Source organism: Telluria aromaticivorans (assembly GCF_013003915.1).
GTDB classification, from domain to species: Bacteria; Pseudomonadota; Gammaproteobacteria; order Burkholderiales; family Burkholderiaceae_D; genus Telluria; species Telluria aromaticivorans.
This window is the reverse complement of sequence record NZ_JABAIV010000007.1, coordinates 285,565-293,282: the sequence shown is the minus strand read 5'-3', so window position 1 is coordinate 293,282 and position 7,718 is coordinate 285,565. Positions and strand designations below refer to the sequence as shown.

8 protein-coding genes are annotated in these 7,718 nt (G+C 67.5%); 6 read left to right on the top strand and 2 right to left on the bottom strand.

Annotated features, from left to right (window positions below; all coding sequences use genetic code 11):
- The first annotated feature begins 186 nt into the window (after positions 1–186).
- From HGB41_RS18970 to HGB41_RS18945, 6 genes are all read left to right on the top strand, one after another.
- Positions 187–660 (top strand): disulfide bond formation protein B, encoded by a 474-nt coding sequence (locus tag HGB41_RS18970; RefSeq protein ID WP_371868551.1) that lies wholly within the window; start codon positions 187–189, stop codon positions 658–660.
- A complete protein-coding gene (gene prmC, locus HGB41_RS18965) occupies positions 660–1,478 on the top strand; it encodes a peptide chain release factor N(5)-glutamine methyltransferase (protein WP_171087351.1) in 819 nt (272 codons plus the stop codon). Before HGB41_RS18970 ends, prmC begins: the two co-directional genes overlap by 1 nt.
- A 72-nt stretch (positions 1,479–1,550) precedes the next feature.
- Positions 1,551–3,362 (top strand): DUF885 domain-containing protein, encoded by a 1,812-nt coding sequence (locus HGB41_RS18960; protein WP_171087349.1) that lies wholly within the window; start codon positions 1,551–1,553, stop codon positions 3,360–3,362.
- Positions 3,363–3,441: 79 nt separating this feature from the next.
- Positions 3,442–5,037, top strand: a complete 1,596-nt coding sequence (gene gshA, locus HGB41_RS18955) for a glutamate--cysteine ligase (protein ID WP_171087347.1) — start codon at positions 3,442–3,444, stop codon at positions 5,035–5,037.
- A gap of 39 nt (positions 5,038–5,076) precedes the next feature.
- A complete protein-coding gene (locus HGB41_RS18950; protein WP_171087345.1) occupies positions 5,077–6,132 on the top strand; it encodes an arginase family protein in 1,056 nt (351 codons plus the stop codon).
- A gap of 34 nt (positions 6,133–6,166) precedes the next feature.
- The gene (locus HGB41_RS18945) at positions 6,167–6,619 is read left to right on the top strand and encodes a GNAT family N-acetyltransferase (protein ID WP_171087343.1); all 453 of its coding nucleotides are present in this window, start codon (positions 6,167–6,169) and stop codon (positions 6,617–6,619) included.
- A gap of 231 nt (positions 6,620–6,850) precedes the next feature.
- Here HGB41_RS18945 and HGB41_RS18940 read toward each other — a convergent pair whose 3' ends face one another.
- Positions 6,851–7,120: a hypothetical protein gene (locus tag HGB41_RS18940; protein ID WP_171087341.1), complete on the bottom strand. Its 270-nt coding sequence runs from the start codon at positions 7,118–7,120 to the stop codon at positions 6,851–6,853.
- A 73-nt stretch (positions 7,121–7,193) separates the two neighbouring features.
- Positions 7,194–7,625, bottom strand: a complete 432-nt coding sequence (locus HGB41_RS18935; RefSeq protein WP_171087339.1) for an FKBP-type peptidyl-prolyl cis-trans isomerase — start codon at positions 7,623–7,625, stop codon at positions 7,194–7,196.
- Positions 7,626–7,718: the final 93 nt, after the last annotated feature.

Below are 7,718 nucleotides of genomic sequence, written 5' to 3'. Positions count from 1 at the left end.
CGGTTTCGCTCACGCTGGACCCCAAACTTTTCGGAGTCGACAGCATGAACTACATCGCAAAAGCAGACATTTCTACTTTGCCCAAACCGGACATTTCTACTTTGCCCTTACACACCCTACGGGTTAACTCGGTGCCACTTATGCGAGAATGCCCTCGTCCCGAACCACGCCCACAAGAAAACCATGATGCTGCCAACTACCCGCCAGATCCTGTTCGCCATTTCGTCAATCTGCTTCGCGCTGATCGCCGTGGCCCTCTATCTCCAGCACATCCAGCAGATGCAGCCTTGCCCGCTGTGCGTGATCCAGCGCTACATGTTCCTGGCGATCGGCGTGGCCACCCTGGTATCGGCCATCAGCGGCAAGGTCCGCGAAGGCACGATCCTGGCCCTGATGGCGGCGCTCGGCGGCCTGTACGCGGTCGGCAAGCACCTGTACGTGATTGCCAACCCGGGCTTCAGCTGCGGCATCGACCCGATGGAGACCTTCCTCAACAAGATCCCGACCGCCGAATATTTGCCGTGGCTGTTCCGCGCCGACGGCCTGTGCGCGGGCGCCACCGATTCGGTGATGGGCCTGGCAATCCCGCAATGGTCGGCGATCTGGTTCGTGGTCTTGAGCGTGCTGCTGGTCTTCGTCCTGGTGCGCAAGGCACGCTGATGATCGACGCCGGGGTGACGATCGGCCAGCTGCAAGCCTCGCTGCCGCTGGACCCGCTGGAAAACCGCATCCTGCTGTGCCACGCGCTCGGCCTGGCGCGCATCCAGCTGATCACCCAGTCCGAACGCGCCCTCACCGCGGATGAAGCGGCAAGACTGGGCGCGCTGGTGCAGCGCCGCCTGGAGGGCGAGCCGATCGCCTATATCGTCGGCGCCCGCGAATTCTTCGGGCTGCCGTTCCGGGTCGCACCCGGCGTGCTGATTCCCCGCCCCGACACCGAACTGATCGTCGAACTCGCGCTCGAACGCCTGCCGCCGCAAGGCCGCATGCTCGACATGGGCACCGGCAGCGGCGCCATCGCCGTGGCCTGCGCCCACACCCGCAAGGATGCGGCCGTCAGCGCGCTCGACCTCAGCGACGACGCCCTGGCCATCGCGCGCGACAATGCCGCGGCCAACGCTGCCGCGGTGCGCTTCCTGCGCAGCGACTGGTTCACCGCTGTCACGGGCGAGCAGTTTGAACTCATCGCCTCGAATCCCCCGTACATCGCCGCGGGCGACGAACACCTGGCCCAGGGCGACCTGCGTTTTGAGCCCACCGGCGCGCTGACCGACGGCTTTGATGGCCTGTCGGCGCTGCGCACCATCATCGAAGGCGCACCCGGCCACCTGGTGGCGGGCGGCTGGCTGCTGCTCGAACACGGCTACGACCAGGCCGAAGCAGTGCGCGCGCTCCTGGGGGCACGCGGCTTCCTTGAGGTGCAAAGCTGGCGCGACTTGTCGAACATCGAACGCGTGAGCGGCGGCCGCTTACCCTAGCCTGCGCGGCGCCCGTCGTGGTCTTGTTACAATGACCATTCCTTGACCGTCGGCCCATTGCGCGGGCACCGCATGCGCACCTTCCTCGCCTCGATCTTCCTGCTGCTTCCCTTCGCCTGCGGCGCCGCCGACACGGCGGACGAGGCGCGCCGGCTGTTCGAACGCGAATGGCAGTACCAGCTGCGCCAACAGCCCGAGTACGCCACCGGCATCGGCGAGCACCGCCACAACGCGCAGCTATCCGACACCTCGCTGGCTGCGCGCGCCGCCGCCCTCGAGCACACGCGCCAGGTGCTGGAAGAAGCTAGACGGCTCGACCGCACCCAGCTCGACGCCCAGGACCAGCTTTCCTACGACCTGTTCATCGCCGCGCGCGAGCGCAGCCTGGCCGCTGCTGCCTTCACCGCCTTCGACCCGCAGCCGATCAGCGGCTGGGACGGCCTGCACCTGCGGCTGCCGCGCCTGGTCGCGCAAATGCCTTTCGCCACCGAAGCGGACTACCGCGCCTACCTGGCGCGCATGAAAGCCCTGCCTGCCCACGTCGATGGCGTGGTCGAGCAACTGCGCGCCGGGATGCGCGCCGGCTGGACCGTGCCGAAGGCTGCGATCGCGCCAGTGCCGGATGCACTGCGCCTGCTGCGCGAAAACATCGCCACCGGCCCGCTGAATGCGCCTTTCGCGCGCATCCCGGCATCGATCGAGCTGGAGATCCGCGAAGAACTGGTCGACCGCAGCGTCACGGTGCTGGCCAATGCCGCCGTGGCGCTGCACCGGCTGGAAGACTTCCTGCGCAGCGACTACCTGCCCGCCGCGCGCGACACGGTCGGCGCATCCAGCCTGCCCGGCGGCGCGGCCTGGTATGCCTTCCTGCTGCGCAGCGCCACCACCGGCCTGGCCCCAGGCGACGTGCATGCCATCGGCCTGCGTGAAGTCGCGCGCATCCGCGCCCAGATGGCGGCCTTGGTACCACGCACCGGCTTTCGCGGCTCTTTGGCCCAGTTCCTGGTCTTCGCGCGCACCGACCCGCGCCTGTTCTTCAGCGAGCCCGACGCGCTGCTGGGGCGCTACCGCAAGGCGCTGGCGCGTGCGCAGGCGAAGCTGCCAAAGGTCGTAGCCACCGTGCCGGAGGCCGGCATCGCGGTCAAGCCGATGATCCAGGACGGCACCTGGCAGCCGGTGGCCTATTACGAAGCCGGCAGCGAGGCGCGCACTGCGGCGCTGGTGGTGAACATCACCCAGCTGGCGGCGCGCCCCATGTGGCAGGTCGACAGCGTGGCGCTGCACGAAGCGCTACCCGGCCACCACCTGCAGGTGGCGCGCGCCCAGGCGCTCGGGCTGCCGGCCTTCCGCCGCCACGGCTGGTACGACGCCTTCGGCGAAGGCTGGGCCACCTATGCCGAAGGCCTGGGGCCGCAGCTCGGCTTCTTCGACGATCCGTTCTCGCGCTTCGGCCAGCTGAACGAAGAAATGCTGCGCGCCGCGCGGCTGGTGGTGGACACCGGCATCCATGCGATGGGCTGGTCGCGCCGCCAGGCGATCGACTACCTGAATGCGCACACCGCCAACCCGCCGGCGGACAACGAAGCGGAAGTCGACCGCTACATCGCCCAGCCGGCGCAGGCGCTCGGCTACAAGATCGGCCAGCTGCGCATCGCCGCCTTGCGCGACCGGGCCCGCGCCGTACTCGGCGAGCGCTTCGACCTGCGCCGCTTCCACGATGCGGTCTTGGGCAACGGCGCCCTGCCGCTCGACCTGCTCCAGCGCCAGGTCGAACGCTGGATCCTGGCTGAAAAAGCGGCAGCCAAAAAAGGGGCTGCGACACCGGCGCAGAAAGTAAAACCGGCGGACCCTGCGCCTGCCGCGACGGCCTCCCGGCGGGAATGAAGGGGTGCCCGGCGCGCTCGCCGTTTTTCGGTTAATCTCTGCTCCAATCCGCATTGGCAGTATAAGAAAGGAAACATCCGTGTCGACCCAATTACAACGCCGCCTGGCCCTGCTCGACGACGACGACCACCGCGCCCTGCTCGGCCAGGGCCTGCGTGGCATCGAGCGCGAGACCCTGCGCGTCGACCGCCACGGCCAGCTGGCGCGCACCCCGCACCCGGCGCAACTTGGTTCGGCACTGACCCATCCGCTCATCACCACCGATTACGCCGAAGCCCTGCTGGAGTTCATCACGCCGGCCGAGCACGATATTTCGCTGGCCCTGAACCGGCTCGACGCGATCCACCGCTTCGCCCACTCGCGCATGGACGGCGACATGCTGTGGAGCGTGTCGATGCCGGGCGAACTGCCAAGCGAAGAAGACATCGAGATCGCCTGGTACGGCACATCGAACCTGGGCATGCTCAAGCACGTCTACCGGCGCGGCCTGGCGCTGCGCTACGGGAAGGCGATGCAGTGCATCGCGGGCATCCACTACAACTACTCGCTGCCGGAGAAGCTGTGGCAACTGGTGGCCGCGAGCGAGGGCATTGTCGAAGAACGCCGCAACGCGCTGCGCGACTTCCAGTCCGAGAGCTATATCGCGACCATCCGCAACTTCCGCCGCTACAGCTGGCTGCTCATGTATTTGTTCGGCGCCACCCCGGCGCTGACCACCAGCTTCCTGCGCGGCCGCCCGCACAATCTCGAGACGCTGTCCGACGACACCCTGTTCCTGCCGTATGCGACCAGCCTGCGCATGAGCGACCTGGGTTACCAGAACGACGCGCAAAGCGGCCTGCGCCCGCACGAGAACAGCCTGGAAAGCTATGTCACCAGCCTGATGTGCGCGGTGAACACGCCCTATGAGCCGTACGGCGCGATCGGCACCAAGAAGGACGGCGAGTGGATCCAGCTGTCCACCAACGTGCTGCAGATCGAGAACGAGTACTACTCGACGATCCGCCCGAAACGCGTGATCCGTACCGGCGAGCGCCCGGTGCAGGCGCTGTGCAACCGCGGCGTGCAGTACATCGAAGTGCGCTGCCTCGACGTCGATCCGTTCGAGCCGGTCGGCATCAGCCTGGAGACCGGCCGCTTCCTCGACGCCTTCCTGCTGTTCTGCGCGCTCGAAGAAAGCCCCCTGATCAGCGCCCACGAAGGCCAGGTCCATGCGCGCAACTTCGCGCGCACGGTGAAGGAAGGGCGCGACCCTGCCTTGATGCTGACCCGCGACGGCGCCGATGTACCGCTCAAGGAATGGGCGCTGGAACTGATCGAGCGCATCCGCCCGGTGGCCCAACTGCTGGACGAAGGACACAACGAGGATGGCGTGCACGCGAGTTCGCTGGGCCTGCAGAAGGCCAAGATCGACAACCCGGCGCTCACGCCATCGGCGCGCGTGCTGGAAGAGATCCGCGCGCTTGGCTCGGCCTCTGCCTTCGGCCTGCGCCAGAGCGAGCTGCATGCGGCAGCTTTTCGCGACAGCCCTTTGATGCCGGCCGAGGAAGCGATGTTCGACGAGATGGTCGCCGCTTCGCTGGCCGACCAGGCGACCATCGAGGCCGCCGACACCGGCAGCTTCGACGACTTCGTCGCGGCCTATAACAGCAGTACGCTGTGCGGTAACCAGTAATCGACCGGTAGGCACCCTCACACTCGCCGCGGGAATGCCTTGCTCACCTTTTTTAACGAACACCATGCCCAGCACCGGGACGGCGGTGAGCCCGCCCCCTGGCAGGAGCGCCCGGTCCCCTACGGACCTGATGCGCTCGAGCTGACGCTCGCGGAGTTCGAGCGGCGCGGCCTGGGACGCATCGTCACGCCGCATGGCGTGCCGCTGGTCTCGCTCGAGCGCGTGCACACGCCGCGCTACCTGCACTTCTTGCGCACTGCCTGGAGCGAGTGGACCGCGCTCGACCCGGGCAATGCGGCGCGCGCGCTGCTGCCGGCGCTCTGGCCCCTGCGCGGTATCAGCGAACCCCTCGGCGAGCGCGGCGACGAGCCCGCGCATTTCCTCGCGCGGGTCGGCCTGTATGCGGCCGACAGCCATACGCTGCTGGGCGCGGGCACCTGGACCGCGGCCAAGACCGGCGCCGACTGCGCCGTCAATGCGGCCCACGCGCTGCGCATGGGCGAGCGCGCCACCCTGGCCCTGACCTGCCCGCCCGGCCGCCACGCGGGCGCCGACTGGTTTGGCGGCGGCGGCTTCCTGAACAATGCCGCGCTGGCGGCCCAGCACCTGCTGGACGACGGCATGGCGCGCGTCGCCGTGCTGGATATCGGGCGCCACCATGGCCACGGCACCCAGCACATTTTTTATGCGCGGGCAGACACCTTGTTCGTCTCGATCCACCTCGACCCGCGCGGCGCCTATCCGTTCTACCTCGGGCATGCCGGCGAACAGGGCACCGGCGCAGGACTGGGCTGCAACATGAATTTGCCGCTGGCGGCAGGCAGCGGCAGCGCGCAGTGGTTCGCCGCACTGGAGACGGCCTGCCTCAAGCTGGCGATGTTCCGCCCGGCTGCGCTGGTGGTCTCGCTGGGCGGCGATATAGCACCGAGCTTCGGCCTGCAGGGCGGCGACTTCCTGCGCATCGGCGAGCGCATCGCCCACCTCGGCCTGCCCACCACGTTCATCTTCGAGGGCGGCAAGGCCGCGCCTGAATCCGGCGCCAGCGTCGGCACCAACACGGTGAACGTCCTCGAAGGCTTCGAAACCGCCGCATAAGCATGCACGCTGTGCGGCACAACCCACCACCATCATGATCGACTGGCAGTTCTCCCCTTTTAACGACCTCAGCCCCGCCGACCTGTACGAAGTACTGGCCCAGCGCCAGCAGGTGTTCATCCTCGAACAAACCTGCCTCTATCCCGACATCGACGGCCTCGACCCGGTGGCCCACCACCTGCTCGGCTGGCGCACGGTGGACGGAAAGCGGCAGCTGGCGGCCTACCTGCGCGTGCTCGGCCCCGGCGTGAAATACACCGAGATGTCGCTCGGGCGGGTGATTACCACCCAGGCCGCGCGCGGCAGCGGCGCCGGACGCGCGCTGCTGGTGCGCGGCATCGCGTGTGCCGAAGCGCTGTATCCGGGCCACCGCATCCGCATCGGCGCGCAGCAATACCTCGAGCGCTTCTACCAAAGCTTCGGCTTCGAGACCGTCTCCGCCCCCTACGACGAAGACGGCATCCAGCACGTCGACATGCTGCGCTGAATGCCGTCCTGACCGTGGCTAGCCCGCAGGAACCGGGTCGAGCCGCACGGGCAGGCAATCTTCCAGCTTGCAGGCCCGGGCCAGGATCTGTCCCGCATTGTTGATGTCGCCTGCGGACGTCAGCAGCCAGCCGGCCGGATCCTTGGCTTATTAACAGAATATCAACAATGTTCCATTCGCGCCGCCCTTATCCTGCGCCAGCTCAGTCGGGCGTTTGAGCGCGTATCGCGGTCAGCTGCGCCGGTGCGTGGCAAGCCGGCCGGCCGTGCAGACCGCCAGCGCGGCCAGCAGCAGCCAGGCGTCCGTATCGGCCGTGGGCGGGCTGGGAGCGGTCACGCAGGCGCGCGCGGGCAGGTCGGCAATGCAGCTATGGGCACATACTAGTGGGGGAAATTCCTGGGCGCCGCAGACGCGGCAGGAGGACAGGAGCAGCAGGAACAGCAAGGGACGGCATCGCATGGCGGCAGGGTCGCAGTGGTCGGGACCTGCAGCTTCAGGCATGGGGGCGGCGCGCCATGTGCGCCAGGTCAGGCGTGCGCGCAAAAAAAACCGGGGCAGTGCCCCGGCTTCGTGTTTATTTCACGCTCTTCAATACGAGCTCGAACACCAGGCCCGAATTCGGCGGTACGGCGTTGCTGCCGCTGGCGCCGTAGCCCAGGCTGGCCGGCACGAGGATGGTGCGCTTGCCGCCGACCTTCATGCCCAGCACGCCTTGCTGGAAGCCCTGGATGGTGTTGGTCGAGCCGATCGTGAAGGTGTACGGGCCCGATTCCAGGCGGGTGCCCTTGAAGTCGGCCGCCTTGTCGTTGTACAGCCACAGGGTGTAATCCACCGTGACGCTCTTGCCGGTGACGGCTTCGGCGCCGGTGCCGACGGTGTTGTCGGTCTTGGTCAGCGTGGCCGGGCTGCTGACGGCGATCCTGTCGGAAGAATCGCTGCCACCGCCACAGGCGGTCAGGGTCAGCATGGCAACGAAGGCGGCGATCAGGGGGAACTTCAGCTTCATGGGACAGTCCTTGCGAGGTGGGTGCGAAAAGTTAATACAACGAAACACCGCACCTTACCTTAGCCGTATAACGGCGTCTATCCCAGGACTGTC